The organism is Stieleria magnilauensis (assembly GCA_007753675.1).
GTDB lineage: Bacteria > Planctomycetota > Planctomycetia > Pirellulales > Pirellulaceae > Stieleria > Stieleria magnilauensis.
On the sequence record CP036432.1, the window covers coordinates 9,108,417 to 9,125,141 of the forward strand.

The 16,725-nt window shown below is 55.8% G+C and carries 18 protein-coding genes; 4 read left to right on the plus strand and 14 right to left on the minus strand.

The features are described from left to right. Window positions 1-312 precede the first annotated feature (312 nt). Both TBK1r_RS32785 and TBK1r_RS32790 read right to left on the minus strand, forming a co-directional pair. Window positions 313-561 carry a hypothetical protein gene (locus TBK1r_RS32785; protein WP_145219764.1) on the minus strand — a complete coding sequence of 83 codons (249 nt, stop codon included), beginning with the start codon at window positions 559-561 and terminating at the stop codon, window positions 313-315. Window positions 562-635: 74 nt separating this feature from the next. Further along, complete coding sequence (locus TBK1r_RS32790; protein ID WP_145219766.1) at window positions 636-1,262, minus strand: SGNH/GDSL hydrolase family protein; 627 nt, start codon at window positions 1,260-1,262, stop codon at window positions 636-638. 1,409 nt (window positions 1,263-2,671) lie between these two features. Between TBK1r_RS32790 and TBK1r_RS32795 the strand changes: the two genes are divergently transcribed. Together TBK1r_RS32795 and TBK1r_RS32800 are read left to right on the plus strand one after the other, a co-directional pair. Next, complete coding sequence (locus tag TBK1r_RS32795; protein ID WP_145219768.1) at window positions 2,672-3,664, plus strand: site-specific integrase; 993 nt, start codon at window positions 2,672-2,674, stop codon at window positions 3,662-3,664. Between the two features lie 15 nt (window positions 3,665-3,679). Further along, a complete protein-coding gene (locus tag TBK1r_RS32800) occupies window positions 3,680-4,837 on the plus strand; it encodes an IS91 family transposase (RefSeq protein ID WP_145207619.1) in 1,158 nt (385 codons plus the stop codon). A 940-nt stretch (window positions 4,838-5,777) separates the two neighbouring features. Here TBK1r_RS32800 and TBK1r_RS32805 read toward each other — a convergent pair. From TBK1r_RS32805 to TBK1r_RS32855, 11 genes are all read right to left on the minus strand, one after another. Next, window positions 5,778-6,182, minus strand: coding sequence for a hypothetical protein (locus TBK1r_RS32805; RefSeq protein ID WP_145219770.1), 405 nt, complete (start codon window positions 6,180-6,182; stop codon window positions 5,778-5,780). 54 nt (window positions 6,183-6,236) lie between these two features. Further along, a complete protein-coding gene (locus TBK1r_RS32810) occupies window positions 6,237-6,830 on the minus strand; it encodes a hypothetical protein (RefSeq protein ID WP_145219772.1) in 594 nt (197 codons plus the stop codon). Between the two features lie 156 nt (window positions 6,831-6,986). Then, the gene (locus TBK1r_RS32815) at window positions 6,987-7,313 is read right to left on the minus strand and encodes a hypothetical protein (protein ID WP_145219774.1); all 327 of its coding nucleotides are present in this window, start codon (window positions 7,311-7,313) and stop codon (window positions 6,987-6,989) included. A gap of 167 nt (window positions 7,314-7,480) precedes the next feature. Continuing rightward, window positions 7,481-7,804, minus strand: a complete 324-nt coding sequence (locus tag TBK1r_RS32820; RefSeq protein WP_145219776.1) for a hypothetical protein — start codon at window positions 7,802-7,804, stop codon at window positions 7,481-7,483. Window positions 7,805-8,405: 601 nt separating this feature from the next. Next, entirely contained in the window at window positions 8,406-9,260 is an 855-nt protein-coding gene (locus tag TBK1r_RS32825) for an endonuclease/exonuclease/phosphatase family protein (RefSeq protein ID WP_145219778.1), read from the minus strand. Between the two features lie 690 nt (window positions 9,261-9,950). Continuing rightward, complete coding sequence (locus TBK1r_RS32830) at window positions 9,951-10,376, minus strand: hypothetical protein (RefSeq protein ID WP_145219780.1); 426 nt, start codon at window positions 10,374-10,376, stop codon at window positions 9,951-9,953. Between the two features lie 135 nt (window positions 10,377-10,511). Next, a complete protein-coding gene (locus TBK1r_RS32835) occupies window positions 10,512-10,985 on the minus strand; it encodes a DUF3806 domain-containing protein (protein ID WP_145219782.1) in 474 nt (157 codons plus the stop codon). 44 nt (window positions 10,986-11,029) lie between these two features. Further along, window positions 11,030-11,515 carry a hypothetical protein gene (locus TBK1r_RS39290; protein WP_419580628.1) on the minus strand — a complete coding sequence of 162 codons (486 nt, stop codon included), beginning with the start codon at window positions 11,513-11,515 and terminating at the stop codon, window positions 11,030-11,032. 432 nt (window positions 11,516-11,947) lie between these two features. Continuing rightward, window positions 11,948-12,415 (minus strand): hypothetical protein, encoded by a 468-nt coding sequence (locus tag TBK1r_RS32845; RefSeq protein ID WP_145219786.1) that lies wholly within the window; start codon window positions 12,413-12,415, stop codon window positions 11,948-11,950. A gap of 111 nt (window positions 12,416-12,526) precedes the next feature. Then, entirely contained in the window at window positions 12,527-13,117 is a 591-nt protein-coding gene (locus TBK1r_RS32850; protein ID WP_145219788.1) for a hypothetical protein, read from the minus strand. A 16-nt stretch (window positions 13,118-13,133) separates the two neighbouring features. Continuing rightward, window positions 13,134-13,607 carry a hypothetical protein gene (locus TBK1r_RS32855; RefSeq protein WP_145219790.1) on the minus strand — a complete coding sequence of 158 codons (474 nt, stop codon included), beginning with the start codon at window positions 13,605-13,607 and terminating at the stop codon, window positions 13,134-13,136. A 1,292-nt stretch (window positions 13,608-14,899) separates the two neighbouring features. Between TBK1r_RS32855 and TBK1r_RS32865 the strand changes: the two genes are divergently transcribed. Together TBK1r_RS32865 and TBK1r_RS32870 are read left to right on the plus strand one after the other, a co-directional pair. Beyond that, on the plus strand, window positions 14,900-15,220 hold the full coding sequence (locus TBK1r_RS32865; RefSeq protein ID WP_095740871.1) for a flagellar biosynthesis anti-sigma factor FlgM: 321 nt from the start codon (window positions 14,900-14,902) through the stop codon (window positions 15,218-15,220). Window positions 15,221-15,511: 291 nt separating this feature from the next. Continuing rightward, the gene (locus TBK1r_RS32870; protein ID WP_095740872.1) at window positions 15,512-16,060 is read left to right on the plus strand and encodes a Fur family transcriptional regulator; all 549 of its coding nucleotides are present in this window, start codon (window positions 15,512-15,514) and stop codon (window positions 16,058-16,060) included. Window positions 16,061-16,223: 163 nt separating this feature from the next. Here TBK1r_RS32870 and TBK1r_RS32875 read toward each other — a convergent pair whose 3' ends face one another. Continuing rightward, entirely contained in the window at window positions 16,224-16,658 is a 435-nt protein-coding gene (locus tag TBK1r_RS32875) for a hypothetical protein (protein ID WP_145219792.1), read from the minus strand. Between the last annotated feature and the right edge of the window lie 67 nt (window positions 16,659-16,725).

Here is a 16,725-nt window from a genome sequence, read left to right on the forward strand (position 1 = left end):
GCCCCACCTTGAACGCAGAGCAACCATCGAAACGGCAAGCAATTCGGTTAAGTTCAACGGCAGGGTTGATCGGGGCCGAGCGAAAGATCAACCATCTCAAGAAGACGCTTTCGAGGCGTCAGCGCCAACCCAATATTCGCCGCACTTTGCAGCAGATTACCGCCGACCACAGCAATCGATGCTGTCCAAGACATACCATTCCCATCAACCACCCGCAAATCGAATCGCCGTAGGACCAAACCACAGAGAACACTGAGTACCGAGACGCACATTGATCGCATCGACCGGGTTCCGTGTTGTTTGGCTACGGGGTCAGAAAAGCGAATTTGGCGAGATATGTCGCGAGCGTTCAGCCACAAGCTCCGCGATCTCGCGTTCCATTCGGCGTAGAAGGAACCAACGTTTCACGATCCCCGAAGCGGTCCATTCATCGGCGTAATTCTGTTCGATAATAGGCCGCACTTCGGCCTCAATGCCGTGGATTGCGCGCTCGTAGCCGCCAGCAACAAAGTCGTTGGTATCGGCATCTGGTTTTGCGGATCGAGTCAGCGTTCGTGCCATTTGCATGCGTGGTGTGCGGGCCGTTTGTGCAGCGTATAGGTCGGCACAAGTCTTCAGTCGGCGAAGGTGAATTGTTACCCAACGACGCGCCGAAAATCGTGGCCATCGGACAATGCATCAATGATAGCACGGGCTATCTTACCGCCCCCACTTGCCGAAGGCTCGATCGGCGAAACCGATGAGTAGTCTGATGATTCGATGCAAATCGTTCGCAAGTCAATCAAGGTAGTACCGAATTCGAAAGCTGTACGTGTGATTGTATCGTTAAACACACAGAGACCAGTCGCTTCCGCTGAATCAAGTCCGGGCACAGAGTCGTACACAGTGCACGTCACCAGCGGAAGCCGCAGCTCGCGCAAGTCGCGGATCAGCTGACGGTACTCGGCCGTGAATTCAGCTAGCAACTCCGCGATACGTTGCAATGATGTGCGTACGTCAGTCGTTTCTTGAGCGAAGATATTGCCCGCCATCCAGAGCGCATCATTTCCGCCCGCGCTCAGAACCAAGTGAGTGGCATCATCCGGAACCCGTTCGAGTTGTCGAAACACCGACGAAACGGTGGCTCCATCCAACGCAATCATCGTTGCACGATCACCAGCAGGGAGTATCCGGCGAAAATGTTCGATGACGGAGGGACCATCTGGCACGTACAGCGCGTTGTCAAAAATGGAATCGCCCAGAAGTACGATATGTCGTTTCAATTAAGCCTCATTCGGGTAACGAATTCCGATCGATCCGCGCATGCGGAGCAACGGGGATCGATCGGCGCCAGAACTTTGTCGGCCTTCACGTCGGCCGGTCACTGGACACGATTTCCCTTGCACGCAGTTCATCCGCGTCGCGCTGGCAACCGCGTCTTGATCTCATGGGTGCACTTCCAATACCCAAAGCCGCTCGACTCCAAAGGATCGGCGCGGCGTGTGTTCGCTCGGATTCTTCTTTCAATAAAAGGAAAACACCGCGGACCACACGACGCAAGTGACGGGGGAGTCATGCGCCCGCGGATCACTCGATGGACCACAAGAGACCAAGACGACGGCTGCACCAAAACGCTGACGACCTGCGGCCAGAGGATTCAAGAAGCTGGCGTCAGCCTAAGGCCCCAGAGTCCATCTAACCCCGACCTACCGTGAACGCACATCAACCGTCGAAACGGCAAGCAATTCGAGCAAGTTCAACGTCGGTGGTCACCGCGTCGGCGCGATCAACCTGAACTCAAATACAAACTCGACTCGCCGACTGCGGCCCACCACTTGGTTCACGCATCCGGCTACGACGACGGTTCGAGCCATCATCGCTGGTTGCCAATGCACTGAGTTGGAATCGCCGAGGGAAATTCGAAGTGTCTGGCTCAGACTTGTCTTCGCTGGACAGTCACGATGAAGCCCGTAGGACTGGCACAGTGTTTGCCGGTGGTGTCAGCCACCGGTATTCAGGGCAATGAAGCACAAAGGCCTGAAGGGCCGACACAATTGTTCTCTTGGCCGCCCGGGAGCGATCAAACCCCGAATACGGTGTCGGCCCTCTGGGCCTTGAGCGTTGCTTGGAATCCATCCCCGGTGGCTGACACCACCGGCAGACACTCTATCGGCCTTCCGGGCCTAAGACACAACGCCCAACCAGCCAAATACGATCCATCGATTCCGTTGCATTCAGCAATCACTTTACCGTCGTCATTAGTGACGCCGGTTCGTCTCACTCGGCCGAGTCGACCGCCCACCAATCGAACCTTGGCATCAGAAGCGAATACTAGGAAACAGAGGTCTGATGAAATCCAGAGGGCGCGCTTCGGTCGCACCAATCGCAGTCGGGATGTCAAGCGCTGGACGATACTGAGAACATTGCAGAAGAGGGAACCACGAAACACGCCAAACACACGAAAGTGGAAATTGGCGCTGTCGTCAGGCGTCGGTTAGCAGCGTGAACGGTAAGGATCACGCGGCGGCGACGAGAGATCATCCGCTTCAACCAACTTGACTTCGCCGCTCGTCGTGCATCCGTTGGTTCAAGTAAGCCGCTTCGCGGCGGGATTTTGGTGGGTATGAGACCTTGATGGAAGGAGCGGTTCACGGTGAACCGCTTCACACACTCCTTCCACAAGGAACTTTCGATGTCCAAGTCTAACAATCGTCGCCGCAATTCGCAAAAGTCTGCTGCTCTGGGGGCCTACTTTCCCGAGGATCTTCGTCAAAAACTCAGCGAAGACCTGCAACTCTCCGGGATGGCCAAGCGGACACACGACGGATACATCCGTGCCATCCGGCAACTCTCCGATTTCGCCAAGTGCTCCCCCGACCAAGTCACTGAGAACCATGTTCGCCAATTCTTCTTGCACCTCAAGAACGACCGAGGTTTCGCCTACGGTTCACTGCGTGTCGCCCTCTCGGGAGTGAAGTTCTTTTTTACCCGCACCTGCAAGCGAGACTGGGACATCTTTTCCATGCTCAAACTGCAAAACATCACCGCACTGCCGGAAGTCCTGACCATCAGCCAAACCCACGAGTTGATCGGTCAGGCGAACACCTTGCGGATTTACGCGTATTTCTGGACCGCTTATTCGATGGGCTTAAGGCTGAACGAAGCGCTTCATCTGCAGACGACGGATCTGCAAAGCCAACGCGGCTTTGCCCACATCCACCGCGGCAAAGGGGCAAAGGATCGTTACGTCCCGCTGCCAGAATCAACTCTGAAGTTGCTGCGTGCCTATTGGCTGACCCATCATCACGACACGTGGATCTTCCCCGCCGTTTCGCCCGGGTACTGCTTCGACATCCATGGCAAGAGCAAGGCCGAGCGTCCGATGTCGGAAACCACCGTCCAAGGTGCGATGAAGCAGATCGCCAAGAAGCTCAACTTCGGCAAGAAAAGCACGATCCACACGTTGCGACATTCTTACGCAACGCATCTGCTCGAAGCCGGAGTTGGGCTGAAGGTCATCCAGAAATACATGGGGCACTCCTCGCTGCAGACGACCCTCGTTTATCTACATCTGACCGAAGATGCGGAGGCCAATGCGCGGGGAGCGATCGACGGACTGTTCGGAAAGTTGCCGGGGGACGACGATGATCCCGATGCGCTCGGCTGTCCCGCACGACTGAAGTAAACCGGTCGCCGAAACGTGTCCACGCTGGCCGAAGCCATCGCCAAGCATGGACCGGCATACCTCGCCAAGCTTCCCGACCCGCTCCCCGAGTCACTGTATCAGGTTGCACGCGTGATCTCGTTGTTGCCGTTTTGCCGAACCGGTGCCCTTGGCGGAGTCCTGTATCGATGCGACGGCTGCGGCCAAACGCATTGGACGGGACGGAGCTGCGGAAATCGTCACTGCGCCACCTGTGGTCACGAGAAGTCGCAACGTTGGATCGAGAAGCATCAGAAGCGGTTGCTACCGGTTCATCACTTCTTCGTCACCTTCACGGTTCCCCGTGAAGTCGGCTTGGTGCTGCGCGCGAACCAACGTGAAGGCTATCGTTCGCTCTTTGATGCTTCGGCACAGAGCATTCGGGACGTCGGTGCCGCAACCAAAGCACTGAAAGGATGCAAGCTCGGTTACTTCGGCGTTCTGCACACTTGGGGGCGAGATCCGCTCGTCTATCATCCGCACATTCACTACATCATCCCCGGCGGTGGAGTGAAGGTCGATGAGGAGGGCGCGGCGATCGGCTGGCAGAGCACACCGCAAGGCTTCCTGTTTCGCCACGGCACCCTGGTTCGGGTCTACAAAGCGAAGTTGGCTGACGAGCTTCGCCGCTGTGGACTTTACGATTCGGTGCCGCGCGAAGCGTGGAAGAAGAACTTCGTGGTGGACATCGAAGCGGTCGGAAATGCGTGGGGCTCATTGCGTTACCTCGCGCCCTACATCCATCGAGTCGCGATCAGCGACAAACGGATCGTCTCGGTCACCGACAGTTCGGTCTCGTACACCGTCACGCCCACAAAGGCCAAGCGGACGATCGAGCGGAACGTTAAAGGTGTCAAGTTCGTCGAGGGATTCGCGCAGCACATTCTCCCCAGCGGATTCCAGAAAGTGCGGCACTATGGCTGGATGAGCAGCAATTCGGCGATCCGCCTGGATGAACTGCAACTCCTTGTGTGGATGCATCTGGGCTGGGTGTACTGGTTGGCCAGCGGGCATGCTCCACAACCGGAACGTCTCGTCAGCGAGCCTCGCTGTGCCCACTGTGGTGGTGACCTGCGTGTGGTGACGGTCAGCTTCGACCCGATGCCACTTCCTCGTGGACCTCCACCGGCGGCGTTTCAAAGGAGAGCCAATTGAACGTTCAACGGAAATCGGAGACACAAAATCAAACGTCATCGGGGAGGCGAACAGAGACGCTCTGCGCTGATCGCGTTCAAATTCGCGCAGACGTGGTGCCGAAGCGCACCTTGGCAGGCAAAACGCACATCCGCTGCCGCCGGCTCACCGTATCGAGACCAGCATGGCAACCGCCGAAGAGCATCGCACCTGGCAGATACGTCTTGAACGAGCCCGGGCCATCGAAGCAAAATCCAAGAGAGATTTAGGCGGCCGAGCGAGCGTTATCGGGCTTCTTGAACAGAGGACTTGAACTTCGGCTCGCAAGCTCGCGAAGTCAAATCCTTACTGGTTATCCCGCGTTTTTTGCTTCGCACGATACCAATACTCAACCGATACTGAAATCTAGCGTTCGTTGACAACCATCTCAGACCGCTCGGTCTCGTGAAGCCTCTTAAAGAGGCTCACATTGTAGTTGATAAAATGTCGAACGGTTCGTCCAGACGCTGTAGATGGAATAGGGTCTGTGGTGAATTGAACCTCAATTGGATGCTGTAACCGTAAGTAATCTTCTAGAGTCGGAGTTCTGACCGTAGTTTTGAATCCAAAAGCGTGCGGCGGTATTGGTGAACCTCCGTCTTCGATTCGCACGTTGAATTGGCTCAGCGTATCCTGGAGATTTCGATCCCCACCAATCACCCTGGTGTCAGCGATCAAGTCACACAGTGCAGCGGCATTCCGCGATGGTGTTGTCACTAGAGCATTTGCAACGGCTGCCACACAAACAGTCGCGAGTAAGGTGCGCACTCTGAATGTCTTGGGAAGCCGTTTGCGCATTGCCTTTCCCTTTCGGATAACGGTACAAATCACCGAGCCGCCGCGAACGACTCGACCTCAAAACGAACTCAACTCGGCGGCTTCGGTGCATTTGATTGTTCCGCCACTTACGCAGGACCGTGTCTCAGTCTCCGTCCAGCGATTGTACATCGTAACCCAGTGCTTTCGCTGCCCGAACAGCAATCGGTTTCTGCCGACGTCCATTCACCGAGTGGCCGAAATCAAGCCGCAATCGATCGCGGTTGCATGCTACGGTTTGGAATGATTCATCGCCATCCTCATCAGTCATAACGCGAATTGCCAATGCACCGCGCCACCGATCCTCAAGCTCGTCGATCGAAAGAGAGTCTGCGTTTCCAAATCCGGCATCAAGCAATGCTCTGTATTTGCGCAAAACCATCGCTCCTTGTTCGCGTGCAGCGTTAGCATCGACTGCGATCTGAGGAAACTCGGCGCGGAAGCGAGTGACCACTTCTTCTGGGACCAACCACGATTCATCGTCTAAAGGATGTAGGTAATGGATCTTCATGCTTCATTGGCGGAACGCTACGGATCACACGGTCGCCACGATCGACCAACCACTTCATTGAACCTGACTCGGCGACTCGTGTGCATCCGATTGTTCCCCGCCGTCGTTGTCCATGTCGCTGCCAGGGGAAGCTTCCATTGTCCCCATTCCCATTCCCATACCCATGCCCATTGGCGGGCCAGAAGCTCGGAAAGCGGCCATTCGTTGAAACTCTTGCAAGGCGTAACCGATCAGTTTTATTGCAACGTCCGGATTAGTGAAGAACTCAGAGATCTGCTCGTGAACGTATGGTCGCTGTTTAACAGCGATCGCATTTTCTCCCATCGGGCGTATCGTTCCCTCACCTCCCAATGCCTCCCAAGTGTCCGGTTCAATCGTTGTCTCAATCGCCATGACTACCAAATCGAGCCGTCCGACTCCGGCGTCATTTAGCTGAGATTGCGTAAGCTGAGACTCGCTAAAGATCTTGTCGAATTCATAAATCGTCACCATGGGCAGCTCTGATCGTCGTTCCTCGATCCCGCTGGAGTAACCGGTGCTGAATCCGGCCCGGTAGCCGGCAAGCATCCCCGCAACGCATGCAGCCAAGAACAAGATCGTCGCAATTGAGTATCGGAATGCGCGTGTTCGGGATTTGGAATCATCCATAGAGCGAATCACGAATCGTAGGGTGGGGAACGGTAGAAATCACGGGGAACGGGCGAAAGACTTGCAAGCAGACGAGAAGACGGACCTCCCGTTCTCCCGTGCATTTCATGGTTCCCCGCTTCACCACACAGCCACGTCCAGACGAGCAAGCAATTCCTACTCTGCAGTATAGCGATCACAGACCATCTTGGATTGTGGGCTATCCTCATCCAGCATGTGTACCTCGTAGCGCCCAAAATTCAGCGATGCGCCGGTCTCGTTCAAGTCGTATATCCTAATCCAGTAGCAATCATCAAACAAAAAGGCAAGCGACTCGAGTGGAGTTGGGCGGTCAAGTAAGAGCGTGCCGGGTAAATTTGAGTGCAAATAATCAATACGAACCTGAGGTGGGGAGGCGTTGATCGTAACAGACGTGATCTGTAAACCGTATTCGGTCTTGTAGCATGCTGAAGGCAGTTCGGATTGATCGCGAAATTCAGTCAAGGCCAACCACGCAATTCGGAGAGGACATGTCAGTCGGGGAACGGTAACGATCACGTGGTCGCCGCGAACGACTCACCACTTCAAAAAACCTGACTCGGCGACTCACGTGCATCGTCTGGTTCTGCGATTCTTTGACCCGCCGCACGAATTAAAGTACACGAGCAGCTCTACTCGACCGCGCCACGTCCAGTCCATCCTACACGGGATTGCGTGTATCGGATCAGAGCATCGGCAACAGCTTCTGCATCTGCGTGAGATTCAAGCAATTCAGACAAAGCAGCACCGTGTTGGCTCATCGTGATCTCTTCGTCGTCCGGCGGGTGTTTCTCTGCTGTCGCGACGTCCCGGGCCAGCGACAAAACTTGCTCATCATTATCACCATCGTAGTGGCGCGGCGTGATCTTGATGCCCGCACCACGACCGCGTCCATACACAAAGGATTTCAACTCGTCGATCGGGTGCATCAGTACGGCCTGCGAATACTTGGTCAAGAAAGCGAGTCATTCGCAGAACGTCGGTGGTCACCGCGTCGGTGCGATGGACCTGAACTCAAAAACAAACTCGACTCGCCGACTGCGGTGCACCACTTGGTTCACGCGGATCGGCCACGACGCCAGTTTGAGCCATCGCCGCTGGTTGCCAATGTACTCACTCCGAAACGCCGCGGGAAATCGAGACGCCCATTTTCCGGTCGGCATGCCAGGCGACGGTTGTCAGCGTTGGTATCGACAGGCGTCGGTTTGCCTCGTTCGGCCGAAACGACCGCGCACCAAGTGAGACAAGAATCACGCAAAGGCGCCAAGCCGCAAAGGAGCGGGTTCAAATCTTTGCGGCTTGGCGACTTTGCGTGAGCTCCTTCCGGCAAGTACGGCAGCGCACCTGTCGAACCGTGACTTCAGGAGCGAACCCCAGGAAACAGAGGTCTGATGAAATCCGGTGAGCGCAATTCGAGCGTACCAATCGCAGTCGGGATGTCAGGCGTTGGACAACGCTGGGAACCGCGGAAGCGAGGTGACCACGAAACAGACCAATCACACGAAAGAGAAATCGGCATTGTCGTCAGGCGTCGGTTAGCAGCGTGAACGTTGCGGATCACGGGGACCGAGCGGTTGACCCTGGCTTCAGGATCGACTGCGCCGAGGTCTCCCGTGCATCCGATGGTTCGCCGCATTTGAGCACGGCGACTACCAGAGAATGGTCAGACCCATCTCGACGGACAATCTCGGATTCCATGGTTGTGAAGTGTTGTGTATGAAAAATGTAGTCGATTCGTAGTGCGAGGGGCAACGGTCGGGTGGGCCAACTCCAGGTTGGGTGAGTGTCAGCATCATCGTGAACCGAGGCGTACGCATCGATCAAGCCGAGTCCAGCGAGTCGTCTTGGAGCCCGAAAGGAGGAGATGCTATTGAAATCACCAACAACGATCGTCGGACGTTGACAATCAATTGCGTCGACGATTGCATCAATCTCGATTGCGTGCTTATCTTCGGTTGTCGATAGTGCAGCCATCGCATCACGAATCCCGCCGCCGCGTTTGATCTGGAGCGGCGTCAAATGGACGTTGACAATGCGTACATGCGTCCCAGAGAGATTCAGATTAGCGGAATAGAAACCAAATAAGCCGGCGGTAGGCGGGACGAAGGTCACGTCCGTGAGTTCGATCTTCGAGGCGAACGCGAATCGTTCACCGGCGTAGCGTCCGTCGTGTCCCGTCGCGTGGAAATACGGGTAAGTCTTGGCGAGACGTTCGCGAAGAAACCGTTCGGATGGCACGGTCGTTTCTTGGAAGCAAATTAGATCAGGGTTAGCAGCGCCGATTGCGTCCAGCACTTGGTCCCCGCGACGGTTGCCCCAATTCAAGTTATACGTCGCAACTCGGATCGAATCGGCACTCGCATTAGAAGCAAGTGTCAATGCGACGATCAGCAATGATGCGAGTGTCTTCATTCTGTGTCGGCGAACGGCGGTGGTCACCGCGTCGGCGCGATCGACCGGAACTCAAATACAAACTCAACTCGCCGACTGCGGTGCACCACATGGTTCACGCGGATCGGCCACGACGACAGTTTGAGCAATCATCGCTGGTGGCCAATGTACTCGATTGGAATCGCCGAGGGAAATCGAGTCTCCCAGCCAGCAGTCGGCTTTTAGGCGTCGGTTGTCGGCGTTGATATCAACAGACGTCGGTTTGTCGTCATTCAACCGAGACGAACCGCGCACCAAGTGAGACAAGAGTCACGCAAAGGCGCCAAGCCGCAAAGGAGCGGGTTCAAATCTTTGCGGCTTGGCGACTTTGCGTGATGCCCTTCCAGCAAGTATGTCAGCGCACCTATCGAACCGTGAGATCAGGAACGAATACCAGGAAACAGAAGTCTGATGAAATCCGGTGGGCGCAAGTTCGGGTACTGGCATTAGCGTTCATCAGTGTTCATTAGCGGTGCAAAAACTTCGGAAACACGAACCGCTAATCCACGCGAATGAACGCTAATCTCGGAACCCGTTTCAAGCAGTCGAGAGCGTGAACGTTGGCGATAACCGAGTCCGAGCGGACAAGTCACCACTTGTAAAATCGTTTTCGAGGACTTCGGTTCATCGCATGGTTCCCCGCTTTGTTGAGTCAGGGCAAACGGTGAACCGTCAACCAATATTGAACCCGAGATTCATGCGTTCAGCAACATCCAGAGCAGAACGAAATCGGTTCACGTAAGTTCGAATATCTCGCGCGCCACGTACGCGAAGCCGTCGAGCGCGTTGTGAGCGTTGCACCGGGCAGAACCGATCAATTACCTCATAAGGCCAGATGTCGTGAGCGATCGCACGAGCATTCCGATGGATCATGGCAAGTTCATCGCGAAACGCATCGAATTGGTCGGGCGTCACATACAAGTCGCTGTTCTTAAGCGTCGGCATGAACGTAGCACCACGTTCGGTCAACGAGCGAGATCCCCACAACCGTGTCCGGTAGCATTCAAAACCCGCCGCGCAACGGTTGTCGATATCGGGGACGGAAACGAATTCAAGTCGTTCGGTGTCATGACGATAGAGCGAGACGGAAAGTGTCATCGATACGCCGAGGTGTCAACGGTTGCGTTTCACTCAGTCGGGGAACGGTACGGATCACGCGGTCGCCGCGAGCGATCCTCCACTTCAATAACCACGACTCGGCGACTCGTCCTGCATCCGATTGTTCTGCCCAGTCTACCAAAACTTCCACCATGGCGATTTCGACTGGGCGTCCCACGAATCGCGAACACTGTTGCGTTGATCAATGACTGCGTGATAGATGGGCACAAGGAAATCTGCCTCTGTTGATTCCCATCTCTTGGCAACCATGCTCGCGGGGCAAATCAAAATGTCACCTCTTTTCGGTAACGCGCGAACACCAACTTCCGTTCCAAATTGATCCGTTACGAGCGTCCACTCGAATCCATCTTTGGCGACCAGAAACTGACCGAATGCAAATCCGATCGCGTGCACAACGTCATTAGCCTGTTTGTCGATCTCGGTTCCGCTATTTAGCCAATGTCTATACGCGGCGTCGAGGATTTCGGGAGTCATATCGCCGTTGCCATCATCAGCGTGTGCAGCCTCTACGAGCGCACGCGCATTTGCAATTGAGAGTGAAATCCATTCCCGTTCCGCATCGTTGAGCTCGCTGAACTTCTGTTTCATGTCGTTGGCAGAACGGCAGCGGTAACCGGGCCGCCGCCAAGAATCTATGATTTCAAATCCCGCGTCATCGGCGGCTCCGGTTCACCGCATTGTTCTGTGCCGGGCGCTGCGAGAACAGCATCCACAGGGACAGCCAGTGGCACATTGTATTTTTCCGTGATCGTTGCAGCACGTGACGAAGACCGAGGTTTGATTGTAATCGTATCGTCGCGGACGGCAATTGATCCGCAGAGTGGGTAGACGTCATTTGCAGACAACAATTTCGCAAGCGTCAAGCGGCCGTTTTGCCCCGTTCGTTTGTCGAAGTAGGACACGAACGCAATGGATTGTTCTTGAAGCGGCCGAATTTGAAATGACACATCCACCCGATAGGATGCGGTCTCTTTCGTTTTCACGATCACTTCGAGTTGAGAACGATATCGCTTCAGGTCATTGGCGACATTTGTTAGTGTATCGGCATAGACATCAATAGCAGTGAGCGCCGCACACGTTAGGTCGACAACGTGGTCATGTTTTGAGTTGTCATCCAACGAGTTCCAATGATCCTGCGAGAGTCCGACATCGACGTATCGAATTCGGGCGTCAAGGTTCAGTGTTGACGGTTGAACATGGCCGGGCGGCAATGCGGGCGTGAAGATTACGTAAAGGTGATCGAAACCGGGAAGCGAGAATTCATGTTCGCGAAGCTTGCAAGCAAACCGGTCGCCAATTGCGCCAAAGGATCGGAACGGAATCGGGAAAAGCGTTCCGAGCGAATCGTGGCGAACGCTTCCGTACTCGGTACGCCCCGGATTCTCGTAGTAGCGGATGTCCGCAATCAGTTTGGGTTTCGCGTTCATCCGAGAAAGTTGAGGCACAGAACGGTAGGGTTCAGCGGGGCCGCGCGAACGACTCACCACTTCAACAACGGCAACTCGCGGCCTCCGTTGCAACCCATGGTTCGCCGCAATCGGTCACGCCGTTCACTTTGTCCCGTGAAATTGTAATGAGATTGCAAACCGCTTAGTCGACGCATTATACACGCCGTAGAGTTTGGGGAACCGCCCACCATATCCGAACAAGACATCGGGCGTTTCGTCGGAAGTGGATTCCGGCAATGCGATCTTTCGATCCACCAAGTACTCCAGAATGTCATTTCGGTCAGCGATGTTCGTTCCGTTCTTGGACAGCGAAACCTCTGCGTCATGGCAGAACGCAAGCACCGATTCCGAGGTTGCAGTTCCAGTGATGGTGAATGTTCCGCCACCGTGGGGATGTTCGTAACCGCGGAAACTGGCAGGTTCGAGAAACACCAGTTCGGACAGATCCGCTCCAACGATCGGGATGTCGTTCGGCGTTGTCACATCACCGCTGAATCGGGAACCGGTCGCTTGATATGCGAGCCAAGCAAGCAAACCAATGACGGAGATGATGATCACGGCTTTGCGCATGTGTCAGACGAGAGTTGGCCATCTTCAGTTGGCGAACGGTAGAAATCACGCGGGACGGGCGAAAGACTCGCAAGCAGACCAATATCCGCGACTCCCGTCCTCGCGTGCATTTCATGGTTCTGCATTTCCGAGTTGATGTTTCGCCCAGGCGAGCGTTTCCGTGTCGACATAGTATCCATCACCACGGATGACTTGTTCCAACGTGTCACGAAACACGTCGCCAGGTGATTCACGCTGCAACCATTCTAGCGTTTCAATATCCGGTTCGCCAATTTCAAGATTGGTCATCATTTGGGTTTGTAGCTCGATATCCCGCGATCGTTGCAGAATGTTGTTGAAATACTGGCGCGACTCCGGTTTGCCATCAACGATTATCTCGTAGGTGCTGCCGAGTCCGTCAAGTTGGCGGAGCACTGCCAAGATAGACTGTTCGATCTCGTCGTGGTCGAGGCCAAAAACCGAACCAACCGGGATGGCAGTTTGTCGACTCAGAGCTTTCCGGATATCGGATACGGTGGCATTCGATGCTACGCGGAAAAGTTTGATGACAGCGACCTCCTTGTCCACACTGACGACGCGAATTGCCACGGGTGTTCCGCGATCTGACATTTGATTTGCCTTGTATGCAGAACGGCGGACATAACCGAGTGACGGCGGACGACTCACCACTTCAAAAACCCCGACTCCGTCACTTCGGTTCATGTCATGGTTCGCTGGCTCAGCCAACGGTTTTCTCCAGGGCAGAAAGTATCTCAGGTCCCAGATCAGGCATAGCGTAGCACATTAGCCAACAGATCAGGGTCGTCGAAAACATCAATCCGAGTGGAAGAAACTCGGGCGATACGATCCACGATCTCGACACTGCAAGCACAAGTCCGATCACCAACCCGAATCCGGTGCCCGAAACAATTCCGAACACACCGGCGATACGTCGTGCAGTCGCCGGATCATTCATCGCGCCATCGCGGTTGGTTTCATCTGCGTCCGATTTGGCGAATGGGAGTCTAGCAAAGAACAAGGCACCATAACCCCAACAAACGCATGCAAGCGTGCATAGCGAAGCAAGCTCCCATTGCCGAAAAACGGCACATGCGATAGACGCAAGCAGTGCAGCAAACGCCCATACAAGAAGTGACCCGATCCAGATTGCGATGGCGAGCCCGATGAGGGTGGACAGGATTTTTCTCAGCATCAGGTTTGAACGATCTTGTCCAGCGAACGTCAGCGATCACCTCGCACACGGGCCTTCACGATTGAGACGGCGTGAGCGTGATGATCGAATCTGGGTGAAAGTTTGCGTCTCGCAATAATGAGTGTGCTGGGGTGCATCGCCGGGTTCGTGGCGCCGGTCGGCACGCCGGGTTGAAACATCGTCGCGGTTTGCCAATGTACTCGATTTGAATTGCCGTGGGAAATTACAACGTCCCAATCTCCAGCCGGCACGTCAGGCGTCGGTCGTCAGCATTGAAGTCGACAGGCGTCGGTTTGTCTTTCGTCAGGTGAGTCGACCGCGCACCCGTCAAACCGTGACATCAAGAGCGAATCCCAGGCAACGGAGGTTCGACGATATCAAGTGGGCCAAATTCAAGCGCACCCGTCAGCAGCATGGACGACAGGCGTTGGACATTGGCAGTCACGTCTACCGCCACGAACAATCAATTATTGGTGGTCCGACCACGGTAAAAAGTACATATTCCGTGGTTGGACTGCGGAATATCTCCCGCCACCCAATCTTACGGCACCCTGCAGGGGTAATCAAGTCGCTCTCGAGACGATAGGTTTGTTCCATTGATGAAAAAGGTCGTCAATGGGCGTTGGTGTCTCGGTGTGGTGAATCTGTCTGATCGGGATCGCGAGTGGTTTCCCAAGGGAGTGGGCAGCGATGCTAGCTTCCCCGCCGTATGAACCCAAACAGGTGCTTCCGAAGACCTCGTGGTCCAGCGTGATCTGGTGATCGAGGTCCTTCGTCGCCACCTTGCCTCCAAGACTCCCGCGTGACAGCGGCTTCCGCCGGCACGGGCGACTCACATGCTCGATGACGGGGCGGACGTTCGTAGCGTGCAGGAATTGGGCGGGCACAAGGAGGTAGAGTGGACGCAAGCTGGAAGCTGACGCCACTTCCAGAAATCGACTTGCAATTGCCGCGGCCGCTTTGCTACCGTCGCTGCGAGTGTCTCGGGTTGACCCCCAGAAAGTTCACGAATGGACTCAACTGACGCAGAGCGGCGAGCCGAAACCTATACTGTTTCCGCTGCTTCGCGCTTAGCAAAAGTCTCTTCAAAGCTGTACGGATTGCATCCTGGGACACGGATCGCGGCGCTGACGGTCGATGCGGAAATGACTGAATAAGTCGGTGGGGGCTCCCCCCATCGGTCCGGTCCGGCCTACGTCGCCTAAATCCCCTCATTGCTATCAACCGATCTGTTTCAGCAGTCGTTTGTGATGCGGTGGGGTAGTCCATTTTGTCTCCGGAGCATCGCTCAAATGCAGATTTACGGTCCCTATCGGGTTTCCACCACGCAATCCGCTTCCAACGTCCAATCCACTTCGCAAGTCGATCGCGGCTCCGCTGCGTCCAAGGTCGATCAAGCGTCGTCGCCGGCGTCGGCCGGCCCGGTCGACCAGCTCGACCTCAGCCAAGCAGCTACCTCGGCCAATCGCATCGAAGGCAACGCCGCGGTCGCCGGTGAAGGCATTCGATTTGAACGGGTCGCCGAGCTGCGGCGGCAAATCGCCGACGGATCCTACGACTCGCCCGAACGGATGGACGCCGCCCTGGATCGGTTCTTGGACCTGTTGGGTTAACGGCCTGTGACACCAATCGGGGTCGATCTTGGTCGCGGAAGGGCGCCAGCCCTCCGGTCGTCCAAGGTGTTTTCCAGCTGAAACCGGACGGCTCGCGCCGTTCCGCGAACTCGTTCGTGCCACAGAAAGTGGCCATCGGAAGACAGGTGCCCGGCGGAGACAGACCCCGGCGAAGACAGCGATTGACCGGTCGTGTAGACTTCTAGATGACCGGACTCGTCGACCAAGCGTTTCGAGAGGGTGCTCGCCCCGCGCTGACGGGCTGTTTCTACGTTCCCTCTGACACGCACCATGGCTGAATTGTCGGACTCAACCTCCGAAACGGCGAACTCGAATTCCGAAACGGTTGCGACAAAAGTCGAGCCGTTGGAGGTTTCGCTTTCGCCTCAAGAACGGTTCAGCGAGTACCTGCAGTCGCGCGGGCTGCGGCAAACCAGCCAGCGGAAATTCTTGATCGACCAAGTGTTCAGCCAGCACGAGCATTTTGACGCCGAAGAGTTGATCGAACGACTGCCACGGCGGGGGGAAGCGAACTACGTCAGTACCGCGACGGTCTATCGCACCCTGCGTGAATGTGTCGACGCCGGGCTGCTCAATAGTTTTCAACTCGACGGCCGCACCGTCTACGACCACGATTACGGCTACCCCCAGCACGACCACCTGTACTGCACGCGGTGCCGAAAATTGCTGGAATTTCAAAGCGACGAACTGGTCGAAATCCGTGACCAAATGGCCGCCTTGCACGGCTTTCGCGTCGAATCCCACCGGATGATCATCAGCGGCGTCTGCCGTGAGTGCTCGCGGCGGCGGCGAAAGAAACGCAAACAGGACCTGGTGTAGCGGGACCCGAGGGCTCCGTGTCACCTTGCGTTTCGGGTAGGCGGTAGTGGACGAGGCGACGAGTCCTTGCCAATACGCCCACTGCAGAGGACTCGTCGCCTCGTCCACTTGCAGAGGACTCGTCGCCTCGTCCACTACCGGAAATTTGAGCTGGGACGGAGCACTAGGGTGCGATCTGTTTCAGGATCGCCGCAAACACGGCCTCGTTTTTGTCAAAATCGCGGCTCTCGGCCTGCATCTGAACCATCAGCACGTCCTCGCCGGCGGGGTCCCCGTCGGGCCGCAGGATCACGATCCGGCTGACGATCAACAGATCCAGGTAGTAGAACCGCAGGTCCGTCACCGGCGTGTCGGCCGGCAGCACCTCCATCGTGACATCTTCACGCTCCAGGTCCTCGTAATCTGCCGCGATCGCGTCGACGATCTGCTCGATCAACCCCGGGACTTCGTCGGCCTTGGTCCGTTCGATCGAAAAAAAACCTCCCCCCGGAATATCCAACGTCGCCCCCTGATCCCCTTCCTCGTCGGCACGGTCGGCGACGGTCCAGTTGTCGGGATAGAGAAAACGGAGTCCGAAAGAATCAAATTGAGCAGGCATCAAATTGGCGGGCAAATCAGGAGGCTGTAAAAGGCGCAATTGCAGTGCAACGCATTTCGCTGGTATT